Below are 23,738 nucleotides of genomic sequence, written 5' to 3'. Positions count from 1 at the left end.
ATTAATTTAACTTCCTTTCAACAGAGAAATCTTCTTCCATTGCTTTCTCTTTTTCATTCAATTCAATATTTAAAAGCTGTTTAATTCGAATAGATGTTAATGCGATTGTTCGGCGATTTTTGATGATTCTCCCGGAATCGTCATAAGCTCTTCCTTTCCAATCTTTTTCATTTGTTCGACTCCAATCAATTCGTGCCAGCTCCTTAATACCTATTAACCAAGAATCTGGTCGTTGCGCAATCAAGGTTCTTCCTACTTCTGCCACTGCTTCGATAAATAATCCTTGGGCTGTAATCGATTGTAATCTCAATGTTCTCGGAGAAATATTTCTTTTCAGTACTTCTTCCCATTCAGGAATAGTCTCACATAATGTACTCCAAAACAAATTTATAACTTCTACATCCTGCTCAGTAATTGGTTCGCCTTTAGACTTTTCGATTAGTCGTAAATTAGCATTATATATATGATTGATTGATAATAGTTTTGGTGAATTTTTTGAGAGCGAGGTTCTTTCTTTTTCTGTATATCTAGATAAAAGTGGAATTTCACTTAGTAAGTTTTTAGTCACCATAGATAATTGATCTCGATGGTCGTACAGTATGCCAATCGATGAGGTCGTATTAACTGCATGACGATTTAAATCTGAAAATATTTGTTGAGATCTCTTCAATCCAGCGTCTTGAAAGAAAACAACTGATATCGTTTCATTTCCAAGTTCAGGTGCCAGTTTGAGCGCCTCTTCAATCGCTGCTCTTCTATGCTGACCGTCATTGATTAAAAACCTAGATTCTAAAGATATTGAGAGTTGTCCAAGATTTTGGTAATTAGGATGGTCATTGAACGGTTCAAAACTCATCTCGCCGTCTACAGAAGCCGTTAATGAAGAAAATACGTAGTCTTCTGGATGATGAACAATATATTCTGTTATTTCTGGAATACGTCCTTTATTAATAATCCGTTGAGCGCGATATTCAACAGGTACTTCTTCTTCATCAAACAAAAAGATTTTAGGTATTAGTTTCAATGGACACATTACTACAAAATATTCTTTATTAGCTTGATAGCCTTTTAACGCAGGAAAATTATAATTAAAAGTAGCATTCATGTTATATATAATCCCCTCTCATTACGTACGTAACTTTGATATAAGTATAAAAAAATAAAGGTTATTATTCAAGTGAATATAACCTTTATTTGGATTTAATCTATCTAACATTTATTTTAAAGTCTTTTAGCTTAAAATCTTAATCCTGAAGTCTTCTAAATCTCCGCTATTATGATGGTTTTCCCATACTGTATATAATGATTCAATCCCGTGCTCGATGAACATTCTCATTTGCTTCTTAATATCAAAGTCTGTCAAAGTTGAACCTGCTTCATTAATAATTAGATGTTTGAAGATCGTAAAATCTTCTCCTGAAATAATTGCACCCATTTCCCAGTCACTACTTTCGCACCCTGAAGGAAGTTTTGTATACAGCCCTTTACTGTTTGCAATTCCTTTTGATAAGCCTAGTTTTACTACAAATGGTCGAACATCTTTTGATGATTCATCAAAAGTATCTACGAATTCTCCCATCAAATTATCAATTCTTGTTTTCGTTAATTTAGAAAGTTTAATTCCCTTTGAATCCATTATGATACTCCTTTCGTGAATTCGAAGTATCCTTCACGAATTACTGTATACTTTTCTTGTTCGTTGTAATCTAACATCAACTGTTTTGCTGTATTTTGCTCCATTAACTCCATATATTCTTTTGTGATTTCTGTATCTGTTGATAAAATCACAACTTGTTTACTCAACTTTCTATAGAAATGCGTAATCAAATTATTTCGATGATGACTATCTAATCGTCCTAATGGTGTATCGATTACCACTGGTAAATCTAAGTCAGAAGCTTTTGTCATCGCCCAAATAAATGCTGAAGAAATAATTTGTTTTTCCCCTGCAGAACGTTCTTCGATTGGAATTTCTGTTCCTGCTTCATTTTTTATTCTGATACACATGCTTTTCTCATCAAAATAAGCGTTCCCAAATTCATTTTGCTTTCTAAATAAAGCAGATAGCATCTCTTTGAATTCAAAACTGATTAAAGCAACTTTCCAATTCAAGACTTGTTCAGTGTAATGATTCACCGCATTTTGAACTCTTTTCGAGAAGTCGTATTTCTTCTGTAATTCAGAATCAGACTCTATATTTTCTCCAAGACGTCTTAATTCATGCATCAATTTTGTGAGTTCTTCTTTAATTTGATTCACTTTATTTCTTCTTACACGACGAGTTTTCTCTTTGTCACCTACGTCGCGATTTAACACCTCAATTTCGCGTTCAATTTCAGAAGCATCTACCGCAGATGGTGCCAAACTCACTCTTCGATTTAAATTTTTCAAATCATTTTCGTACTTTGAAATGTTTCGAATTACATTCTTTATTTGATCAGCCTTAGCATTTGAAGCTAAATTCGACAACATTTTTTTTGTATCGTTTGTAATATCATGAAGTACTTCTACTTCTTCAATTTTTGAAATGTTGTGATCTTCCATCCAAATAGTTTTTCCTAGTTCTTGAATTTGAACAAGCTGTTGTTCCGTTAAAGCAGGGCTTAAGGGCTTTGCCAGTAATTGATTCATGAACTCTTCATAAGGCTTTAATGCAGCTGTTGAACGAATCACCTTTTCTTGAGCAAGTTGTTCTTCATTTAAGCGTTTAGATAAAAGATTTATTTTATCCTTCAGGATAGTTGGAATAATATTTTTTTTATAGAGCGTATTTAAATTGTTTTTTTCGTTTTTCAATCGTTCTTCCAACTGACTGATTTCTTTAACAATCACATCACGCGTATCTCTATTTTTCATCAAAATATCATTTCTCTGCTTACGCAAATCCGATAATTTTGTATTACGTCCGCTTAAGTACATATCTACTCTTTCCAACTTCTCTTCTGCTTCTTTTAACTCTGTTTTCAGTGCTCCTACCATTTTGTTTATATGATTCACTTTTGCTGAGTCAGCCATTTTTGCTAGCGATCTCTCGTAATCTTTTACAATAAAATCAATATCACTTTTTAGATTATCGTAAAACATTAATCCAATCATTCTATTGATTGCATCTTTAAATTTTGTCGAGTTTCTAGAAGCAACTAATGTACTAATCTCTTCACCATCAAATATAAAGTATGGTGATGATTCCAATGGAAGCCAACCATCAATCAAGCGATTAAAGGTATCTAAATTATTATTAGTAATAATATTGTTGCTGATAGGTCTGACCGAGCCACTTCTTCTTTTAATCAATGTTCTCGTTTCACTGATCATTCTTTTGGCATTATCATATTGCCAAACTAATTTAATAGTATGCGTATAATCACTATCAACAGAAAGCGTTAGCTCTGCGCTAGACTCTCGACCACCCTCAGAAAAAAAGCGATTATTAATCGTATTTGCAAATTGCTCTTTATATTCAAGATCAGTCATATTTCTTTTACCATACAATAAAACGCGTAAAGCTTTTAAAATTGTAGTTTTACCAGCACCATTCATTCCGCCTACTAAGATGATATTTTCTTCAGACTGAACAGGCATTTTAAAATTTAATGTCTGTTTCCCATAATATGTTTTATAGTTATTTAACTTCAACTCAATAAAATCAACCGCTTGAACTTGGAGTTTTAGCGCTGAATCGTCCGATAAAATCTTTTTCTCTTTCGAGTATTGAATAATTTCTTCTTTAATTCGTTGTCTTCTTTTAGCACTTGATCCGTTTTCTGAGTAATGATCAATTTTTGCACTTTGTAAAATTTTATAAAGTGTATTAGGGAAAATATTATTATTAAGAGCCGCTTCTTTAAGAATATCGACTTCTGTTTTACTTTTAAGTGAAGAATCTTGCATTGTTACTACCTCCGTTATCTTTACAAAAAGACTAAATCTTATTACATTAATCAAGAAGTGACTAAACTTATTTTGTAACTTCAAAAAAATTGTATCTATTAACTAATTTTATCATGCGTATTTACATTTTAGTTCATAGATTACCACTATATTTTTCAAATCCCAAAAAAATAATGGAGGTCAACTAATGAATAACTTTAATGCTATAAACACAACGAACGCCCCTGCTGCGATCGGTCCTTACTCGCAAGGCTTTATCGCAAACGGAACACTCTATGCTTCCGGTCAAATCCCGATTGATCCGGCAACAGGTGAACTCGTACCAGGCGGAATCACGGAACAAACGGAACAAGTTATGCGAAACGTCGATGCCATCCTGAAAGAGGCAGGACTAACTCCCGACCGCGTAGTCAAGACAACATGCTACTTAACGAGCATGGAACACTTTGCTTCTTTTAATACGATCTATTCCGATTACTTCGCACCACACAATCACTTCCCAGCTCGGTCTTGTATCGCGGTTAAGGAACTACCAAAAGGTGCATTAGTTGAAGTCGAGATTTTAGCTATACTTTAAAAAAAGCTCCCGCCTAACATTTGTATTACGTAAAGGCGGGGAGTTTTTTAAGAAATTTATTTTTCTTTAAATCTTACTTCATTAATACTGCTTATATAGATAATGTCCCCGTTAGAGATGTTCAAACTATACTTTTGAATTCCATTTTCACCTGATTCATCTAAAATTTCATTCACATTATTCCCAACCTCACTATATACAAAAAAATTACCTGTCCCCGATGGAGTTACATCATATCGTCCTTCTGCTATATCTAATCCGACTTGCCAATAGCCAGGCGTTAATTTATTCATTTTCTCCGTGACAGCTGGTTTAAAGTTAACTGAATTGATTCCTGATATTTCAATTTCAAGTCCCTCATTTATCTGGGTAGTCACACTTTTTACACCAAATTCTTCTGTAGGATCTAGAATCTCGTTTATAGGTATATCGCCTTTAATAAAAAAATTACCTGAATTACTAGCCGTTATTACATATCTACCTACCGGAACATCTTGTCCACCAATAAACTTGCCAGAATTTAAATCAGTTTCACGTGCTGTAGAATTATCTCTTGTCAGTTGATTGTTTTCTTCACTATCACTTGTGTCTTCAGACTCATCTGAAGATTCAGATTCACTAATTTCTTGTGTTTCTTCTATTGATTGTCCTTGTTCTATTTGAGACTTATCTTCACCAATTTCGCTTTGATCAGACGAAAAATTAGACACGAATATGGTGACAAAAATTATTGAACCAACAGTAGAAAAAAATATTCTAACTCCTTTAGTAAATGCTCTCTCCCTCCACATCAAAATTAATCCAACTGGAAAAAACACAAATAATAATATAAGTATGAACAAATCAGATTGAAACACAGTTTTTTTATTCATTTTTATCTCCTTTCAGGAAATCACAAAATAAATAGTTAATATATATTATATAGTATTTTTATTTTACTTTATGTAATTATTTATAATATTATTTTTATAATTTCCTATTTTTTCGATTTATAGGATATTAAAAAAATGAGTTTAAGATTAGAAGCATGCAAAAGTTTAAAAATTATTTTAATATAAATAAATTATGGTATTAATTTGGTTTTTATGATAGATTATTATTAATTCTTACTTATTTTATATTAAAATTTGTTATTTGGTAAAAAGTATAGCATTTTTTCCATTTTAATAAGTGTAGGAAATACATAGCAATTCTTATTGAATTCGAAGGGATCGGTTTATCAGTATGAAAAAGCTTCTTAAATTGGTACTTGGTTTGATCATCGCAATCGTCATTCTTATCGTTGCAATGGTCGCATGTACATCATTCTTCGCAAACGAAGTAGACAAAGAGCTCAAAAAAGGAGGAGAAGTCACTGCAGTCGATTCAAAACAGGCTAAGGGCGATAAACAAAAAAATACACCTAAGCATTTTGCATTCGGCGATACGATCAAAGTCGGTGATGTACAGCTCACGATTTCAAAAGCTCAAAACCAGTCTCCTGCTCAATACAGCGAATCAAAAAATGGCAATGTCGTTGTATTTGATGTAACAGCAATCAATAAAGGCGATGATTCTGCTTTCATCGATGATACGGAATTCAACCTCTATATCAATGATGAACAAGTCGATTCTTATTTCGGAGATGACATGGCAATCAGTGGTGATTTAAACAAAGGTAAGACGTTAAAAGGTAAACTCTTTTACGATGCACCAAAAGGTCAGTCCCTCGAACTTATCTACAAACCTTCTTTCTCATGGAACGATAACGAAGTCGTCTTTAAAGGTAAAAATTAATGAGTAAGCGCTCCTAGTTTTAAGGAGCGCTTTTACTTTGTTTTGCTCGTCGTTGAATCGCATGCATCACGATTGGTATTTGTACAACCAGATTCAAGATACTTACTCCGATCACCAGTTGACTGACCGTCAATGGATTGAAGTACCCTTCGCCATATCCTCTCCCTACGCTGAGCGCGATCCCGTATGAAATCGCAAACGAAACTAGATTGCCGATGACAATATATTTCGGTTTCCCACTCCGCGCAAGTGAATACGATAGAGCACCGAGTCCAAACAAAAATAAGACATAGCCTAGAAGTGAACCTTCTTTCCAATCAAAATAGGGTCCAAACCAAGCAAAGGGAATCACATACAACCATGTTCGTTTCATCGCTGCCCCTCCTGACTCGCTTGTGATGTGAAAAAAAGATACAACGCGTCACGGATGTTTCTCCATCCAGGTGGATAGACATTTGACTTGCTGATACAGACGGTTTGGTTATTCGTTGTTACTTCAAGCGTCCAATCCGTCCCGTCTAGCATCTCATGGACTGACTCAGGATACGTCCCCCACGCTACTAGATCATACTTACTCATCCACGTATCCATGAACGCTAGATCGTCTTGTGTCAGTATGCGTTCTCCAAGTGCTGTCAATCGATTTTCTTCATCTTCTGCTCGAACTGTTTGACTTGCACGGTCCCACCAAAACGTTTGTCCTATTCCCCTTCCGGACTCGCGGTAATAGATCTGTTTTACTGTCTCCATCATAATCATCCCCTAAATTTGATGTTCCCAGTATACTCCATTTATTATTTTCAACCTGTTACATTTTTTACTATGGTTCTACTGATTTCTATTGCTGTGAAACATTTTTCTTCTTCTATCAGTAGATGGAGTGAAAGGAGATGTTTACTATGCATGTATCCATACAGCAAGCTGGATATGACGTCGGTCAGCCTGTCTTACAAGAGATTGAGTTTACCTTACAGCCTGGAGCCATCACCGGTTTGATTGGTACGAACGGTGCGGGAAAAAGTACGACGATTCAAGCGATGTTCGGTACGCTACCTTGGGTCGAAGGAGAGATCGATTTACCGGTCTCACTCGCCTATATTCCGGAGCTGCCGACCTATTACGAATATTTGACGCTCGCCGAGCACCTTGAGCTGGTCGCCTCGCTCCACGAGACGGATCATGCCTATACAGAACGACTCTTACAGACGTTTGAACTGCATGCCGTCACAGGTGACTATGTCTCTTCTTTCTCTAAAGGAATGAAACAGAAGGTGATGCTCGTCTGTGCTTTGATGCAACGCGCGGACTGCTTAATCATCGATGAACCGTTCGTTGGTCTTGACGCGGTCGCGACGATTCGCTTGTTACATTTACTCGAAGCAGAACGAACGCGTGGCGTAGCGATTCTGCTCGTCACCCATGTCCTCGATTCCGCGGAACGTCTGTGTGACGACTTCGTCTGGATTGATCAGGGGCGCATCAAACATCAAGGAACACTCGCTCAAATCGGTGAAGCCTCTGGTCAACCCGGCGCTCGCTTGTTCGACATCATGGAAGCGATGGTGCTCGAGCATGATTGAAACCTTTTTGAAGCAACGGATCCGTCGACGGCACGCGGAACAACGTCGCTTCTTTCGAGAAATCTTTGACTGGACGATCTTGCTGTATCTCGTCGTTCCTGTCGGTCTGTTCATCATCTATGAGACGGTTCAGATCTTAAACGGTCAAGCTGACTGGGTTCAAACAGTTCCGGTCGCTTGGATTTTACTCGGTTGGATCTTGTATGGATTCCTGCCCGCTTTTTACGCTTGGTTCGAACCCGCAGATCGCCTCTTCTTCAAACCGGTTCCTAGAGCGATCGTTCGAATGAAGTGGTATTCCGTTCGGTATCACTTCGTGCGGATTTTTCTAATGACTGCCGGATTACATCTACTCTGTTTTCCGTTACATAGCATCCGGTTTGACCAATCTAGTATCACCGTACTGCTGATTAGTCTCGTGCTCTCTTTGCTCCAACCGTTCTTTAGCTTCTGGACGTATCGGTTATCCGGGCAACGGTTCTTGCGGAAATGGAGCGGTCATCTCGTCCTAGCAACCGGACGTATCACTCTGTTGCTCCTGCTTTGGCTGCAACCGCATCCTGTCCTCTTCGTTGTCGCACTGTGTGTGTTGTTGCTCGGATCCCTTCATGTCCGGCGCTGGTCACGGCGCGAGGACGGATTAACGGAGGACATCCTGCTATCGACGAAACGACAGTCGAGTTTATCGGCGACCGTCCTTGAATTGAACGGTGCCTTACCAAAACCGTCGCATCGAAAGCGTCCGTTCCTTCATCTGCGATTATTCAATCAGACGCATCAGCAACTCCCGCTGATCACGTATCTGCGGGATTCGAGTAAACGTCGTTTCTTACTTCAGCTGTTTGCTGCGATGAACTATGGTCTTCTCGTCTTACCATGGATCGGACGTGGTCTTGTCATCGCCTTCGTTCTGTTCGTCCTGTATCAAGAAGTAAAACAACACGCTCTGTGGTTTAGACAGCAGCGCTTCTATCGGCTCGTTGACTCTCGTATTACAGCTTCTGCGGAAAATAAAGTCATTTAAAAGATATGGGAATCCAATATCTCTTCTCGTATTCCTTTCGTACACTAAAGGTAACCTAAAACGAACGGAGTGTATGCGTATGAAGTGGGGTCTGTATCCGAAAATGTTACTCGCTTTCCTCGGTCTTGCGATCGTACCGATCGTCTTGATCGGTTCGTTTTTGTATGTTGAAACGAAGAGTGCCTTAACGGACGAAGCTTACGCGAAACTTGAGGCGATTCGTGATGCTAAAAAAGCGACTGTCACGCAACATATCGATGAGAAATTTTTGAACCTCGAAGCATTAGCAGAGAACGAACAAGTCCAGCAAGCATTCGCTCCCTTAACGAAACAGTTTGCGGACGGTGGACTGGCAAACGACGCCTACCAACAAGAAGCCAAAAAATTCGATACCTACTTCAATCAATACATCGAGCAGTTCGGCTTCTATGATGTCTTCTTTATTGATCCGGACGGAAATGTCGTCTATACGGCGTTCAAAGAACCGGATCTCGGTCAGAATGTCGTCACCGGTGATCTCAAATCGTCAGGGCTCGGAAAAGCGTATCAGGACGCCTTAACAAAACAAACAGGCGTCATTGCTGATTATGCGTACTACGAACCGTCAAAAGCTCCTGCTGCTTTCTTTGCGATTCCCTATGTCGACCCAAAGACGAACAAACCACGTGGAGTTCTTGCGCTTCAGCTCGCCGGTGATCGAATCAATCAGATCATGAAAACAACGGCTGGACTCGGCAAAACCGGTGAATCGTATCTTGTTGGTGCCGATCAACGCTTACGCTCTGATTTCCGAGCGACAAAACAGACCGAAGTCGGTGAAAAACGTATCCAGTCGACGCCAGTCAAACAAGTCATTGCCGGTCAGACGAAAACGACAGAAACAACGGACACCGATGGTCATGAAGTCGTGACGTCCTTCACACCACTAAAAATCGCTGGTCTCAACTGGGGACTGATCACAGAAGTCCATACGGAAGAAGTGTTTGCTTCTTTATCTGATTTCGTCCAAAAGCTATTGATTGCGTTAGTGGCGTTAATTGCTTTGGTAGCACTTGCTGCGATCCTCTTCACACGCACGCTCGTCCGACCGATTCGCGCGTTACTGCATAGTGCGGGCGCGATTGCCGAACACGATTTATCACAACCGGTCGTTGCGACGTCACGTGATGAAATTGGACAGCTCTCCCGTTTATTCGAGACAATGCGCCTCTCTTTAATCAATTTGGTACAGCGAGTCGATGCAATGTCACGGACGATTGATGACTCTCTCGCTGAGCTCGTCGTTGAAGCCGAAGAGACCGGACACGGAACAAAAGAGATGGCAACAGCAATGACTGGAATTGCCGCAACCGCCCAGCAACAGTCTGGCGCATTTGATGGGCATACAGCGTCCTTACAATCCTTGACGGCAACAATCGAGCAAACTGCGCAGACATCGGCTCTCGTCGTCGATAACGCTAGTCGTTCAGAAAATCTTGCAACGACCGGACGTTCGGATCTCCATGCCGTTACGGAACAGATGCAATCGATTCAAAATGCGATTGATGAGGCGGCCGATAAATCACGTCGCGTCCAAATCGCTTCCGAGAATATCTTAGAGATCATCAGTATCATCGAATCGATCGCTAACGAAACGAATCTTCTCTCATTAAACGCTTCGATCGAAGCCGCACGTGCCGGGGAACAAGGCAAAGGATTCGTTGTCGTCGCGCGTGAGATTCAGAATCTTGCCAACCAATCGAAACAGTCAATGGTTCGTGTCCAGGAAACAATCGATTCGATCCAACTGGAGACAAAACAACTCGAAGACGCCATGGCACGCGGAACTGTTGCCGTTCAAGACGGTGTCGTTCGCGTCACGGAAGCGACGAAATCATTTGATTCGATCGTCACCCAGTCAAAAGGGGTTACTGTTGATATGGCCGCCCTTTCGGAAACGAACCGGGATGTCTTATCGACCGCTTCCCACCTCGTCGCGCAAGCCGAACAGTTACGCGCCGGAATCATTGCCAGCGCCCAAGACAACCAACATGCATCCGAGCAATCACTCGCTTTCAGCGAACGAATGGATGTTGTGCATACGCTGACGGAAGAGATTTATACGCTCTCCCGTGAGTTGCACGAGACGATCAACCGCTATACACTGGATTAAACTTGAAAGGAGACATGCCTCATGCCGACTCACTTATTCCTCTTTGGAGGCGGTCCTCCTTTTACACCGAACTTACGAACACGATTTGCCGCATTAACGAACGGTGGACCGGTCGCGATTCTATACGTTCCACGAACCGGTAAGGACTGGACGAGCTACGCCTCGATTTATACGAAGCCGTTACAGGAAGATGGCATTTCGTCTTTCGTCCATCTGCCACTATCTGACGCACCAACAGACGGACAACTCGCGCAACTGAAGCAGTGTCAAGGCATCATCATCTCCGGTGGCGAGACCGAATTGTATCAGCAATACTTGGTCGGCACACCGATCGGTGACATCATTCAGTCGCGTTTCGCAGATGGTGTTCCGGTCGCCGGCTTTTCAGCCGGTGCCCTCATTTCGCCCGAACGGTGTATTATTACGGAGATCGACCAACGCGACAATCAACGTCTTCGCTTGCCTGGTCTTGCCTTACTGAACGACGCGGTCATCTGTGTCCATTACGAGACGTGGGGCGAAGCCGCCCATCTCACGCAATCCTTTACGGAAGAAAGCACAGACCGTGCTTTCGGGCTTGCTGACGAGAGCGGAATCTATCTACGCAATCAGCACCTCGTCGAAACAGAAGGAACCGATCCCGTCGTATTGTCGCGGAGTCCCGTCAGATGACAGCGATCGTTCCTGCCGTCAAAGGCATCATCATTCACGAGCAACGTCTCCTGATCGTCCGCCGGGCTGCTGCTGACTTCGGTGGCGGCACGTGGGAATGTCCGGGTGGCAAGATCGACTTCGGTGAATTGCCAGTCGATAGTCTCGTTCGCGAGATAAAAGAAGAGACACAGTTGACGGTTACCCCAGAGCGTCTCCTCTATGCCTCGAGCTTCCTGACGCATCCCGATCGGCAAATCATTCTCTTGATGTACATCTGTTCGACGAATCAGACAGACGTTCAATTATCAGTGGAACACGACGCTTATCTCTGGGCGGACGAAACAACAATTCGTCAGTTAATTGCCCCGAACATTTTGGCTGATTTTGAACGCCATGATGTATTTTCGTTATTGCATCGCTAAACACAGCTGCCCCGCCTGACCAATCGGTCGAGCGGGGCAGTTTGTATTTACAGTAAAGGATCTCGATAACAGACAACACGATTTCGGCCAGTTTGTTTGGCTTCATATAATGCTAAGTCGGCTTTCTGGACGGTCTCAAATACAGTCGATGCTTGATCGGATGAAGCGGCACCTAGCGATAACGTGACATGAAAAACGGGGTGCTCTTTATAAACGAAGTGTTGATCGGCGCAGGCAGATCGAATCCGTTCCCCCAGTCGTTCCGCTTGTCGAAGTGGTACGTCCGGCAACAGTAAGACAAACTCTTCACCACCGTACCGACCGACGACGCCCTGTTCTGGACAATACGATTGCAAGAGATGGCTGAGTTGTCGTAAAACGACGTCACCCCCTTCGTGTCCGTATGTATCATTGATTGATTTAAAATGATCGAGATCGAGAATGAGGACGGAGAAGACTGTTCCGTTCTGAGCGTACTCGGCTAACGTTTCATCTAGCTTCCGGCGGTTTCCCAGTTGCGTCAACTCATCCGTTAAAGCCAGTTCCTGTTGCGTATGTACGAACAAAAAGTGCTTTCTTAGTTCTTGTAAGAAACGATAGGTGACGTAACCACCAATCATGATGACAATGATATAGACGAGCGCAATCTCTAAAAACCGCTCGAACGTGTTCGTTAATAAATAGAGCGCCGGTAAGCTGTATGCGATACCTGTTCCAAGCAACACGAGATAATCCTTCATCCGCTGAGCAGCGAACCGTCGATAAATCGTCGCTGTCACGAGTAACGCGACACAGATCAAGGTCGTCAGAATCAGTCCTTGGTATTCGCCAGCTGGTGTCACCGCAAATCGGGCACCGATGATGAACAGCATCGTGATGCTACCGCTGACTAATCCGCCGTAAAAGTACGCCGTGACGAGCGCAACGAGACGCAAATCAATCTTTGCAACGTCATAGGAGATACTGTTAAAGATCAATAGGGCACCAATCACACCCGCGATACAACCGATCACGAGTCGGACTTGTAAGGAGGAATTGGGCGAAATTCTCTCGATCCGTCGTAGTGGTAAAAACGCAAACAACAATGTCGCAATCAACAGTGAGAAGTTCAACAACAATGAATTGAGCAACGTAAGCACGACGACATCCTCCTCATTCCATTTCAGATGTTTACTCTATTCCCTCCAAATTACACATTCCCCTCTTTTTCCAAGGTTTTCAAACAAGAGGAGAGGGAATCAAACAAATATGTCTATCGTCTACATCATTAAGGGGGAATCTTTCATGAACCGTCAAGCCGAAAAACGAAAAAGTAAAATGCCGTTCTTCATCATTCTCGTCATCGCTATCTTCGTCATCGTTGCTGCTGCGTTGATCATTTACGTCACATCCGAACCAAAAGAAGAGACACAAGCACTTATGACACACCTTGCGACTGTCCTACCGATTTACGTGAACTAGATTCACAAGACCTTTACACAAGCCGTACAACACCTTCATACATGTTGCGACCCCTCCTTCCGATAGGTACACGGGAGGAGATGTTTTTTATGCTTATGAAAAAACGATTATTAGCACAACAACTAAATGGATGGCTGATTCCGATCGTTGCCATCGGACTGATTGTGATCAGCGGTCTAAGCGTTTACGCATCGTATCAACAATCCGTCGCAGCAACTGAGGAACGGCTGATGCGTGAGTTAACGATGTTCGACGCGAATGTCCGGGCAACGTTTCTTGCGTATCCGGATGACACCACAGACCGCTCGCGTGCCATCAAACGATTGCAACAGCAACAGCGAACCGACTTATCACGTGACGACTATTCGATTCGTTTTCAAAGCCTGAAAACGAGTGAGGCGTTCCGACCGCTAACACTCGAACCGGCAAAACGAAAACAACTACTACAGCACTTAAAAACAGCCCGTACATATGCTTTTTCGAATCAAGACCAGTTTCTTGTCGCAATGACGATTCCGGAACTCGATGACGTCATCTTGCTGACGACTGATCGCGATAAATTAATCGCCCCTGCTCGCGATTTAGCTTGGACACTCGTCTGGGTCAGTGTGATTACGCTTGTCAGTATCAGCCTCTTGATTCGCTCACGAATTAGAAAACAACTCGCCCCACTATCGAAACTCGCCTTACAGATTGAAGAAGCGCATGCGAAGCGATCGTATCGTCCATTAACGCTCAAAACGACGACCTTTGAATTACAACAACTCACGTTTCAATACAATCAATTAATGCAACAAATCGGAGATTTAACGGCTGAGATGCAACAAGCGAGTCAGGAACTCGAATCCGTCCAGCCCCACTTTTCCTCACGCTTATCCGCAATGGATCAATCGGTCCAAGCCGTCGATGAAGTCGCCGGTTCTTTACTTGCGCAATCGTCGCAAATGGATCAGACAATCGTCGCCTCGACACGTTTGACCGCTCAAGGGCACGATGCGTTAAGTGAGATGCAAACGACACTTCTCAACAGCCAACATGCCGTAACCCGTTTTCAACAGACTGTTCAGACGAATCACACGACACTTGAGACCTTACAAGAGGAAAGCCAGTTACTAAAGGAACAATCCGCGACGACAGAGCAGATTTTGCAACAGACCTCACACCTACAGCAACAGATGGAGACCTCAATCTCGCACATTCAGCGCGTTGCTGAAGAGACGCGCCGCTTGTCGCTGAACGCGCTGATTGAGGCAACCCGTGCTGGAGAAGCCGGTCGTGGCTTTATCGTCGTTGCCAAGGAAGTCGAAAAACTCGCAATCGATATCCGAACGAGTACAGATCACATCCGTCAAGTCAATCAGACATGGACGGCGGGACTCGATCAAGTCGAACAAGCCATCGTGCAGATGACCGAACGTTTTCTCTCAACATCGCAACAGCTCGAGACGGCAACGGCACACTTGCAACAGATGCTGACTGAAGCGACGACGATCGAAACGACACTGGGTACCGTCGAACACCAACGTCAAATCGTCGCAGATGTTCAGTCGAACATGCAGGAACATCTGCAGTCCGTTCAGCAGTTGATGTCGGAGCTCTCTTCTTACAGCCAGGTGCTTGGGGAACAGATGCAACACCACGTCACTCAACAGACGGAACTGAAGACACATAGTGCGGTACTCGAGTCAAGGATCAGTTCGTTGCAACAGACCGTTCGCTCGAATGAATCGCCGTCTTAAATCAAAGGAGCGCCTCCCATCTCTGGTAAGCGCTCCTTTCCTCTATTTTCAGCCGATATAACGTGCTTCCTTTTTATCGATAATGTTGCGGATCCGGTTTTCCGTCACCTGATACTGCTCTGCCAATTGACGAATCGTCTTCCCTTTTTCATACTGCGCGCGAATCGTTCGAATCTGAAACGATGACAGCGTCACATGTTGACCTAACAAGAGATCAAATTCACCCAGCAGTTCAGTATACTGTTGATCGATCGAAGGCAAGACGTCTAAGTTCGACAACTGATCGTCAGCCCGTTTACCATTGCGCCGGACGAGTTGCGCCTCCGTGACGTCTGCCATTAGAAAAGCTTGTGCAACAAGTACACCGACCTGGACACGTTCTCCTCGACCACGTTGATAAAGTGTGACTTTCCGGTATCCTTCCCGATTGATCCGTGGACGGAGCAAGACACCTTTTCGGCGTTGCTGGACACCGCGACACGTCACGATCGTTCGGTCGAGCGATCTTACGCGACCAAACGATGAGACTTCATATATACCTACATAGCCGATGACGGCTTTCCATTGTTCTTGCATGATTGTCCTCCTTCAGACAAGGACACGACGGGACTTCATACTTGAATTATATCAAATTACGAACAAACGTTCTAGTGATGTCACTCGTCGGAATGTGCTATTCTTAGCAGAAAAAGGAAATGAGGTTCATCTATGAAATTCGTCTTGTTACTTGGTCCCCAAGCGGTCGGAAAGATGACGATCGGTCAGGAAATCGAACGATTGACGGAGATGAAAGTCTTCCATAACCATCAGACAATCGATCTGTTATTGCCTTATTTTGATTTCTCTGAACCCGCACATCACCGCTTAAAGGATACGATCCGGCGCGAGATGTTCAAGGAAATGGCGAACAGTTCGCTCGAAGGTGTCCTGTTTACATTCCTCTGTCTATTCGGCGTCGAAGGTGGTGGTCTCGAGTTCATTGAAGAGACAGTCGAATTATTCGAACAAGCGGGTGCTGACGTCTATATCGTTGAACTCGATGCGCCGGTCGCAACACGCCTGCACCGGAACACGACCGAAAACCGATTGACACACAAAGTAACGAAGCGTGATCTCGCTGCTTCTGAACAGGACTTACGCGAGACGGCGGACGGATACCGGACACGTTCGCTTCCAGGTGAACTACCGGACGTCAACTACCTCTTCCTCGATACGGAACAGTTAAGCGCGCGTGAAAGCGCTGAAGCGATTTGCGACCATTTCAACTGGTCCAAAACAACGGTCTAATCACAAACGAGCCCCGTCCTGCTCAAGCAGGCGGGGCTTTAATGATAGAGTTTGCGTTCATATCGATTCGCCTGCAACTGAAATCCGTTCCGACGCCAGACCGCCGCACTGCCCGCTTCGCCGTAAACATACGTCAGTAATAACGTCCGTGCGAGATACGACAAAATCGACGTCAACGCTTCTGTGATGTATCCGTGCTGATCATCCTCATCAGTCGTCGTATAACGTAAGTTTCCGGTCGATGCATTCCATGTGAAGGTAATCGTCCCGACAATCGTTTTCTCACGCAACGCATGCAACGTCCACTTGCAACCCGATTCTTCATCCGTTGCTTCGACAAACAATCGTGACGTCGTAAAATCCGGATGTCGTCCTTTCATTCAGCTCTCCTCCTCGACCTCAAACGTTGCTGTCGCGTAAACCTCTCCGTTAATTAAAATCGTTAATGTATGTGTACCAGGATAATGGACACGCGTCGTCATGTTCCGAAACGATTGGCGTCGTTCAACTTGTAAGACACCTTTAACTTCCCGCTCCCGCAGTTGAAACACCTTCCGACTCGTTCCACGTTGTTTGACGTAATCGATCGCGTATTCAAGACGCAGACGTTGCTCGACGGAACTGTTTACTTGAAACGAAAACTGTAACTCTTGACCAATCGTCACTGGTGAGACGACCAAGTCCGTCACCTCGACCTCACCTTGCGTGACGTGTCCGAACAACTGTAATACTTCTGGATTTCCGCGCTTCAGTAACGTCCGGGAAGCGTGACGTAAAATCCAGTCTGTATTCGGATCTGTTCCTAAGTGACGTTCGATTCGCTCGATCAGGTATTCCGGATGTGTCTTTGAAATATCGTTCAAGTGATTGGCGACACTTTTTCGGACGTAAAGTGACGGATCCTGTAGTAAGGCGTCAAGAATCGGTAACGCCGGACGCGGATCAGCAATCAAACGCGGAATCGCTTGTCCCCACGGCAGACGCGGGCGTGTTCCTTCAGACGCTAAGCGCCGGACGTGTTCATCGTCTGATGTTGTCCATTTAAGTGCCTGCTCGAGGAAACGTTCCTGATCAGCAAGTAAAAAGCGACGAACGGCGAACTCCGACGTCGAATGTTGCGTCAACTTGGCAAGTATCTCTATCGCAAGCGTCCAGTCAGAAAGGTCTGCCGTTCGTTCGACATACTCTGGAAAAACAATTCCCGGTAGCCCAGTAAACTGCGGTGCGAGTCGCTCTAGCTCCGACACCGAGTCCGGAAACGGTGGCAAGATCGTCTCCAGCGTCTCCGCCACACGACGGACACGTTGTTTAAACGCGAGTTCTTCCCAGTCTCCCTGCTCGACTCGTCTTCGAAAATCCGGTACATCGACCGCTGCTCCTAAGCGGTCGAGCCAACTCGGTGAAAATACATCTTTAATCAAACTCATCCTTCATCCAGTCCTCTCTGTGTGCGCTCCAGTTTGAGCAATGTTTCCTTGCGTGCGAGTCCACCCGCGTATCCACCTAAATCTCCATTCGTCCGAATGACCCGATGGCACGGAATGACGATTGCCAGTTGGTTCGCTCCATTCGCTCGTGCGACGGCACGAACAGCAGTCGGTTGACCGATCCGGATCGCCAGCTCTTGGTACGAGATCGTCTCCCCACTCGGAATCCGCTCGAGTTCTTCCCAGACGCGGCGTTGAAATGGTGTCCCGTACCGCATCAGTGGCGTCTGAAACGATACCGGCTCTCCTTTGAAGTAACGACGGAGCTCCGCTTCGATCTGTCCAAAGACCGGTGATTCCCCGGGAACGATGACAGCGCGCGCTTTTTGACGTAATTGTTCGATTTCCCGCTCCAGTCCACGTCGGTCGACGAACTCGAGCAGATGTAAGAGTTGATCGTCGGCAATCGCCAGCATCGAACCGAGTGGTGTATCAAGCCATTTCGCGCGTAAGACCTGCCCGTCAAAGCGCGACGGTGCCTGCCCGAGAATCCGTGCTGACGCCTCACGAAAACCACTACTCGATTCATAACCTCCAGCCAACTGCCCTTCGATGATCGGCTTACCGGTCCGGATCTCCTTCATCGCAAGCCCCATCCGTCGTGCCCGAGCATACGCGACGAACGTCATTCCGAAGCGTTTCTTGAACTGGCGGCGTGCCGTTGATTCATCGAGACCAAGTGCTCGAAAATCGGCTTCCTTGAATCGTTTGTCTGGTTCTGCCTCGACCGCTTCGATCAAGCGTTGAATCGTACCATGATCGCCGGGATAAGCAAGCGGATGACAACGACGGCACGGTCGATAAGAGGCAAGTAATGCCTCTTGCGCCGTCTCAAAAAACTCACAGTTCTCTGCTTTCGGTTTTCGTGCCGGACACGTCGGACGGCAAAAGATGCCGGTCGTCTTGACACCAACAAAAAACGTTCCTTCGTACGTCGCGTCCCGGCGAACGAGCGCTTCATAATACGTGTGATGTTCCATCGCCTTCCCCTCCTTTGTCCTTAGTATACCGGCTTGTCCGGTCATCATGTCGCCGAAAATCAGGCATTGATATGTTTAAGATTCACTTAAGAAACATCGTCCTGTTTTCGAAAGGGACGATGTGCATACTACATGATATACTCAACGGAAAGTAGGGTTTTCATGTTTGATTTCTTAAAAGAAGCACTTCACGCACCACTCCGTGTCGGAGCCGTCGCACCGAGCAGTCCACGTCTGGCTGAAATGATGGCACGACGCGCCGTCGCCGATCGTCCACGCCAAATTCTTGAAGTCGGAGCGGGTGACGGAGCGATCACCAAAGCTTTACTGGCCGCTCGTTCACCGGAGACACATCTCTTGATTTGTGAACGGAGCGAAACGTTCCACCCGGCACTCGAGCAGTTGCTAGCTCAAGAAACGAATGTCACTCTCTTCATTGGTGACGTTCAAGGATTATCCGATTCATGGAGCGGACAGATCGACGTCATCGTCAGTGGTCTCCCGTTCGCGTCGTTCCCGGCAGCGTTGCGGCATGACTTATTAGCACAATTCCAAACGTTACTACGACCAGGCGGTCACTTCATCGCCTTTCAATACACCCGGTTCCAGTTCAAGATGTTCCGGGACTATTTCCAAGAACACAGTTATTCGCACACGCTCTACAATCTGCCCCCGGCTTATGTTTTCGAGGGGGTACAACAGGAGGAATCTACACATGCCCACGCTCTTGATCGTTGACGATGAAGCAGACATCCGTCAATTGCTTCGACTGTATTTAACCAATGAAGGGTACGAGATCCTCGAAGCCGAAAATGGTGAGGAAGCGTTAGCGACTCTTGCAACGCGTCCAGTTGATGCGATGTTACTCGACGTGATGATGCCCGTTCGCGATGGCTTCTCGACCGTTCAAGCTGCGCGCGCTGCCGGTCACACGTTACCCGTCTTGATGCTGACAGCGAAACGCGAAGACATGGATAAAATTCAAGGTTTGACCTTCGGGGCGGACGATTACATCGGTAAACCGTTCAATCCGCTTGAAGTCGTCGCCCGCGTCAAGGCGCTGTTACGCCGCGTCAGTCAGTATCATGTCCCGACTACTGCTTCAGCGATTCAGGTCGGTCCGTTCACACTCAAAGAAGACGAACGCGTCATCTTTAAATACGATGTACCGCTCGCCCTGACACGCCGTGAATTTGATTGCCTGGCGCTCTTTTTGAGTCACCCCCGTCGTGTCTTCTCGGCTGAAGACCTGTATGAACGGGTTTGGCAGGAGGAAGCACTTGGTTCCGCGTCGAACGCTGTCATGGTCCTGATCCATAAGCTCCGCGACAAGATTGAGGATGTCCCGAAAGAACCGCGCCACCTCCAGACGGTCTGGGGCGTTGGTTATAAGGTTGAGCCATGAGACGGATCAAACTAACTGTTTGGATGCTCGTCTTACTCTTACTCGCCGCGGTTTTAAGTACGGCACTCGCCTGGTTGCTTGCGAGTCAGTTGCCGCTCGGTACGAAGACGGTTCCTCGGTACTATTACACGACAGAGCAAGAAGTCGTCCAAGACGTAAAACGTGATATCGCCCGTTACGAAAACGGGCAATCACCGAACGGTCCTTACGAGTGGGCCGTTTACAGTGCCGATAGTCGTCGCCTCGATGCATCTGACAAGTTTCCGGAAGACTTGACGCCCAGCCGGTTACTCGCTGCTCAAACACCGACGGAGCGAGAGCCGTCCGACATAGGAACGATCCGGACATTGCACCACATCGAAGCGATTTCCCTACCAAATGGGGCGTCCGGTTTTTTCCTGACGGTACAGACAGATAAACCGAGACTCAATGAATATCAAATCGGGAATTCGAACGCCTTCTTCGTCTTACAAGTCGTCTTGTTCATCCTCTTTTTACTACTCTTGACGCGTTGGATTGCCGGATTGTTCCGGGAACTCGAACGACGACTCGAACGGTTGACGGTCGAACCGCCACCAACTGAATCACTCCCACCGGTCAGAGGACCGAAGGAGTTTAAACTGTTCGCCCAATCGATCGAACGAATCGAACAGGAACTCCGAACGTTACGGATGCGTGATCAGGAGCGGTTCGTAGAACAGTTGCGCTTGATCACTAGTCTTTCGCATGACTTACGGACACCCTTGACCTCAATCCAAGGTTTCATCCAGTGGCTGACGGAAAAACATGAGACGTTATCCGCGACAGAACGCGCGGAACTTCTAGCGATCGTCATCCGCCAGTCGGAAACGCTCGCTGCCCGGATCGATGAACTGTTCACGCTCGCTAAATTATCGAACACCGATTATCCAGTCGAACGGATCTCACTCGATCTCGTGACCTTAACGGAACAAGTCCTGGAGCTGTTTCCCGGCATCGATGGCGTCATCGATGGTCCACCTCACGTGACATTGTTCGCCGATCCGATGCTCTTACGGCGCTTGCTTGAGAATTTGATTCGCAATGCGACGCTTCACGGAACTGGTGACCTTCGGATTTCGATCAAAGATGAAGCAGAAGGCATCCAGCTGATCTGCTCAAATGCGATTGAAACGACCTATACGCTAGAGGAACTAAACACGTGGCTGACGCCATTCGGGACGTCGGATGCTTCTCGCTCGTCTGGTGGCTCCGGCATCGGTCTGTCAATCGTTCAGCAAATCATGGCACGTCATGCGGGTAGTGTCGCATTGACTTCACAAGACAACCGCTTCATCGTGACCTGTCGTTTTCCACATGTTTCATAAGCCTGCATCCGATGTGCGCATCGGGTGCTTTTTTGGTCAGGTTGTTACTTCTTAGACACTTCTTTGAAATTGGAATTCGATACACTAAAGACTGTTAGAAATTAGTTGTCGTTTTAAAGGAGTTGTTCGTGTCTTATGAAATCCTCGTCTCGTTCGATTACATATATGCCAGGGCTTGATGGCTTACGTGCCTTCGCTGTTCTATCTGTCATTCTCTACCATCTGTCGGTTTCATTCTTCTCCGGTGGTTTCCTCGGTGTTGATCTCTTTTTCGTCCTATCCGGTTATCTGATTACCGGTCTCTTGTTACGCGAGTGGCAGACGACCGGACGCCTCGATTTGAAACGATTTTGGATTCATCGCTTCCGTCGCCTGTTCCCGGCCCTATTCGTCATGCTGTTACTCGTTCTCGGGTACGTGACCATCTTTGAACGCGAACTGTTGCATACGGTTCGCCAAGATAGTGCCTTTGCGCTCATTTACGGGACGAACTGGTGGTATATCTTCCATGACGTCTCCTATTTCGAGTCGTTCGGTAAGCCATCACCGATTCAAAACCTTTGGTCACTCGCAATCGAGGAGCAGTTCTACCTGCTATTCCCGATCTTACTTTGGTTCGGAATGAAAAATCGTCGCTTGTTCCTGCAATTGATGGGCGTTGCGATCGGTGCATCCGTGCTTGCGATGGCGATTCAGTTCACACCTGGTGAAGATCCAAGTCGTGTCTACTATGGCACGGATACTCGGTTATTCGCCCTATTGATTGGGAGTCTACTCGCTTTCGCGTGGCAACCAACCCGCTTTAAGCTCGATATCCCAAAACGTGGTGTCCGGTTACTGAATCAAATAGGTGCCGTTACTTTGCCACTCTTGCTTATATTGATGATTGTCACAAGTGAGTTCGGAAGCTTCTTATACCGGGGTGGCTTTTTCCTTGTCGCCGTCCTTGCTGCACTATTGATTGCTACAATTGCTCATCCGGCGTCGATTTGGAGTCAATGGTTTGCGCATCCAGCACTTGTTGCGATCGGTAAACGATCGTACGGTCTATATCTGTGGCATTTTCCCGTCATCACACTGATAACGCCAGTCGAGCAAATCGGCACGTTCTCATTACTTCGGACCGTGTTGATCGTCGTCGTGCTTGTCGCCTTAACTGAAGCATCGTATCGCTTTATCGAACGTCCGATTCGTCAGCACGGACTATCCGGTTATTTAGAACGTCTGTCGTTACATCCGCGACAGTTACGTCAGTTTTCAACGATGCAGTGGACGAGTGTTGCCGTGTTGACGATTCTCATCGTCAGCTTCATCGGTAACTTATCGATTCTTGCTGTCTCCGATACGCCGAAGCCAGAACCTGCTTTCGAGAAGATAGCGGCGCCAAAAGAAAAACCGAAGCCGATCCTGAAACCGACGACACCAAAAGCAAAGCCCGATCAGCGAAAAATCTGTCGACCGACGCTTGCGATCGGGGACTCGGTCTTACTCGGTGTCGAAGATTATCTCGGCAGTACGCTCAAGCAATTGACGATTGATGCGAAACTCGGTCGTCAGCTGCGAGAAGCGATTCCGCTGAGTGAGCAGTATGCCGCGTATAATCGACATGGACGCCAAGTCATTCTCCACCTCGGAACGAACGGTAGCTTCCGAAAGGATCAGTTGAACAGTTTGCTCGATCAATTCGCAAATGCCGATCACGTCTATCTGGTCACTGCACGCGTCCCGCGTCCGTGGGAAGCAGAGGTCAATCAGATGTTACGCGAGGCATCGAAACGGAAGCGAGTCGAACTGATCGACTGGCATGCTGTTGCCGTCAAACATCCATCTTACTTCGAAGCAGATGGTGTCCATTTGAATATCAAGGGCGCACGTGCCTATTCGAAGATTCTTGCGAAAGCAACGAATTGCGCTGTTTCAACGAAATAAGACCACGTCAAACAAGGTAGCGGAACGA

25 protein-coding genes are annotated in these 23,738 nt (G+C 45.5%); 14 read left to right on the top strand and 11 right to left on the bottom strand.

Annotated features, from left to right (window positions below; translation table 11 throughout):
* Position 1 precedes the first annotated feature (1 nt).
* The 3 genes from dndB to dndD all read right to left on the bottom strand — a co-directional run bounded on the left by dndB (position 2) and on the right by dndD (position 3,891).
* Positions 2-1,105, bottom strand: coding sequence for a DNA sulfur modification protein DndB (dndB, locus tag NOM72_RS12275; protein WP_075642727.1), 1,104 nt, complete (start codon positions 1,103-1,105; stop codon positions 2-4).
* Positions 1,106-1,231: 126 nt separating this feature from the next.
* On the bottom strand, positions 1,232-1,636 hold the full coding sequence (locus NOM72_RS12270) for a hypothetical protein (RefSeq protein ID WP_075642728.1): 405 nt from the start codon (positions 1,634-1,636) through the stop codon (positions 1,232-1,234).
* Positions 1,636-3,891 carry a DNA sulfur modification protein DndD gene (gene dndD / locus NOM72_RS12265; protein ID WP_255999248.1) on the bottom strand — a complete coding sequence of 752 codons (2,256 nt, stop codon included), beginning with the start codon at positions 3,889-3,891 and terminating at the stop codon, positions 1,636-1,638. The genes NOM72_RS12270 and dndD overlap by 1 nt, the downstream gene beginning before the upstream one ends.
* A 187-nt stretch (positions 3,892-4,078) precedes the next feature.
* Here dndD and NOM72_RS12260 point away from each other — a divergent pair, with 187 nt between their 5' ends.
* Positions 4,079-4,468 (top strand): RidA family protein, encoded by a 390-nt coding sequence (locus tag NOM72_RS12260; protein WP_075642729.1) that lies wholly within the window; start codon positions 4,079-4,081, stop codon positions 4,466-4,468.
* A gap of 56 nt (positions 4,469-4,524) precedes the next feature.
* On the opposite strand, the gene NOM72_RS12255 is transcribed toward NOM72_RS12260, so the two are convergent.
* Entirely contained in the window at positions 4,525-5,340 is an 816-nt protein-coding gene (locus tag NOM72_RS12255; protein ID WP_075642730.1) for a hypothetical protein, read from the bottom strand.
* 352 nt (positions 5,341-5,692) lie between these two features.
* On the opposite strand from NOM72_RS12255, the gene NOM72_RS12250 reads away from it, so the two are divergent.
* Positions 5,693-6,244 (top strand): DUF4352 domain-containing protein, encoded by a 552-nt coding sequence (locus tag NOM72_RS12250; RefSeq protein ID WP_053452486.1) that lies wholly within the window; start codon positions 5,693-5,695, stop codon positions 6,242-6,244.
* A 19-nt stretch (positions 6,245-6,263) separates the two neighbouring features.
* On the opposite strand, the gene NOM72_RS12245 is transcribed toward NOM72_RS12250, so the two are convergent.
* Positions 6,264-6,617, bottom strand: coding sequence for an SND2/TMEM208 family protein (locus NOM72_RS12245; RefSeq protein ID WP_255999247.1), 354 nt, complete (start codon positions 6,615-6,617; stop codon positions 6,264-6,266).
* Positions 6,614-6,994 (bottom strand): hypothetical protein, encoded by a 381-nt coding sequence (locus NOM72_RS12240; protein WP_255999246.1) that lies wholly within the window; start codon positions 6,992-6,994, stop codon positions 6,614-6,616. The genes NOM72_RS12245 and NOM72_RS12240 overlap by 4 nt, the downstream gene beginning before the upstream one ends.
* 149 nt (positions 6,995-7,143) lie before the next feature.
* Between NOM72_RS12240 and NOM72_RS12235 the strand changes: the two genes are divergently transcribed.
* The 5 genes from NOM72_RS12235 (at position 7,144) to NOM72_RS12215 (ending at position 12,076) form a co-directional block, all read left to right on the top strand.
* Positions 7,144-7,824 carry an ABC transporter ATP-binding protein gene (locus NOM72_RS12235; RefSeq protein WP_255999245.1) on the top strand — a complete coding sequence of 227 codons (681 nt, stop codon included), beginning with the start codon at positions 7,144-7,146 and terminating at the stop codon, positions 7,822-7,824.
* Entirely contained in the window at positions 7,817-8,848 is a 1,032-nt protein-coding gene (locus tag NOM72_RS12230) for an ABC transporter permease (RefSeq protein WP_255999244.1), read from the top strand. The genes NOM72_RS12235 and NOM72_RS12230 overlap by 8 nt, the downstream gene beginning before the upstream one ends.
* Positions 8,849-8,921: 73 nt before the next feature.
* Positions 8,922-11,000 (top strand): methyl-accepting chemotaxis protein, encoded by a 2,079-nt coding sequence (locus NOM72_RS12225; RefSeq protein ID WP_174315941.1) that lies wholly within the window; start codon positions 8,922-8,924, stop codon positions 10,998-11,000.
* Positions 11,001-11,021: 21 nt separating this feature from the next.
* On the top strand, positions 11,022-11,672 hold the full coding sequence (locus tag NOM72_RS12220; protein WP_255999243.1) for a Type 1 glutamine amidotransferase-like domain-containing protein: 651 nt from the start codon (positions 11,022-11,024) through the stop codon (positions 11,670-11,672).
* Entirely contained in the window at positions 11,669-12,076 is a 408-nt protein-coding gene (locus NOM72_RS12215) for an NUDIX hydrolase (RefSeq protein ID WP_075642738.1), read from the top strand. Before NOM72_RS12220 ends, NOM72_RS12215 begins: the two co-directional genes overlap by 4 nt.
* Before the next feature lie 47 nt (positions 12,077-12,123).
* Here the strand turns inward: NOM72_RS12215 and NOM72_RS12210 are convergent, their stop codons facing one another.
* Complete coding sequence (locus tag NOM72_RS12210) at positions 12,124-13,215, bottom strand: GGDEF domain-containing protein (RefSeq protein ID WP_255999242.1); 1,092 nt, start codon at positions 13,213-13,215, stop codon at positions 12,124-12,126.
* A gap of 145 nt (positions 13,216-13,360) precedes the next feature.
* On the opposite strand from NOM72_RS12210, the gene NOM72_RS12205 reads away from it, so the two are divergent.
* Both NOM72_RS12205 and NOM72_RS12200 read left to right on the top strand, forming a co-directional pair.
* On the top strand, positions 13,361-13,537 hold the full coding sequence (locus NOM72_RS12205) for a hypothetical protein (RefSeq protein ID WP_193748178.1): 177 nt from the start codon (positions 13,361-13,363) through the stop codon (positions 13,535-13,537).
* A gap of 89 nt (positions 13,538-13,626) precedes the next feature.
* Positions 13,627-15,276: a methyl-accepting chemotaxis protein gene (locus NOM72_RS12200; protein WP_255999241.1), complete on the top strand. Its 1,650-nt coding sequence runs from the start codon at positions 13,627-13,629 to the stop codon at positions 15,274-15,276.
* A gap of 48 nt (positions 15,277-15,324) precedes the next feature.
* Here NOM72_RS12200 and NOM72_RS12195 read toward each other — a convergent pair whose 3' ends face one another.
* Positions 15,325-15,852, bottom strand: a complete 528-nt coding sequence (locus NOM72_RS12195; RefSeq protein WP_058265510.1) for an NUMOD4 domain-containing protein — start codon at positions 15,850-15,852, stop codon at positions 15,325-15,327.
* A gap of 132 nt (positions 15,853-15,984) precedes the next feature.
* Here NOM72_RS12195 and NOM72_RS12190 point away from each other — a divergent pair, with 132 nt between their 5' ends.
* A complete protein-coding gene (locus NOM72_RS12190) occupies positions 15,985-16,563 on the top strand; it encodes an AAA family ATPase (RefSeq protein ID WP_174315936.1) in 579 nt (192 codons plus the stop codon).
* A gap of 38 nt (positions 16,564-16,601) precedes the next feature.
* Here NOM72_RS12190 and NOM72_RS12185 read toward each other — a convergent pair whose 3' ends face one another.
* From NOM72_RS12185 to NOM72_RS12175, 3 genes are read right to left on the bottom strand one after another with little or no spacing between them, the layout of a single operon-like run.
* Complete coding sequence (locus tag NOM72_RS12185; RefSeq protein WP_052017220.1) at positions 16,602-16,943, bottom strand: GNAT family N-acetyltransferase; 342 nt, start codon at positions 16,941-16,943, stop codon at positions 16,602-16,604.
* A complete protein-coding gene (locus NOM72_RS12180; protein WP_035399137.1) occupies positions 16,944-17,990 on the bottom strand; it encodes a DNA alkylation repair protein in 1,047 nt (348 codons plus the stop codon).
* Positions 17,987-19,030, bottom strand: coding sequence for a bifunctional transcriptional activator/DNA repair enzyme AdaA (locus NOM72_RS12175; protein WP_087681842.1), 1,044 nt, complete (start codon positions 19,028-19,030; stop codon positions 17,987-17,989). The genes NOM72_RS12180 and NOM72_RS12175 overlap by 4 nt, the downstream gene beginning before the upstream one ends.
* Before the next feature lie 162 nt (positions 19,031-19,192).
* On the opposite strand from NOM72_RS12175, the gene NOM72_RS12170 reads away from it, so the two are divergent.
* The 4 genes from NOM72_RS12170 to NOM72_RS12155 all read left to right on the top strand — a co-directional run bounded on the left by NOM72_RS12170 (position 19,193) and on the right by NOM72_RS12155 (position 23,710).
* Positions 19,193-19,768: a class I SAM-dependent methyltransferase gene (locus tag NOM72_RS12170; protein ID WP_255999240.1), complete on the top strand. Its 576-nt coding sequence runs from the start codon at positions 19,193-19,195 to the stop codon at positions 19,766-19,768.
* Positions 19,746-20,435, top strand: coding sequence for a response regulator transcription factor (locus tag NOM72_RS12165; protein ID WP_023466854.1), 690 nt, complete (start codon positions 19,746-19,748; stop codon positions 20,433-20,435). The genes NOM72_RS12170 and NOM72_RS12165 overlap by 23 nt, the downstream gene beginning before the upstream one ends.
* Positions 20,432-21,781 (top strand): sensor histidine kinase, encoded by a 1,350-nt coding sequence (locus NOM72_RS12160; protein ID WP_174315933.1) that lies wholly within the window; start codon positions 20,432-20,434, stop codon positions 21,779-21,781. The genes NOM72_RS12165 and NOM72_RS12160 overlap by 4 nt, the downstream gene beginning before the upstream one ends.
* 135 nt (positions 21,782-21,916) lie before the next feature.
* Complete coding sequence (locus tag NOM72_RS12155) at positions 21,917-23,710, top strand: acyltransferase family protein (protein WP_053452470.1); 1,794 nt, start codon at positions 21,917-21,919, stop codon at positions 23,708-23,710.
* Positions 23,711-23,738 lie beyond the last annotated feature (28 nt).

The sequence above is a fragment of the Exiguobacterium sp. LL15 genome, assembly GCF_024436095.1.
GTDB lineage: Bacteria > Bacillota > Bacilli > Exiguobacteriales > Exiguobacteriaceae > Exiguobacterium_A > Exiguobacterium_A indicum.
This window is presented reverse-complemented; position numbering and strand designations above follow the sequence as displayed.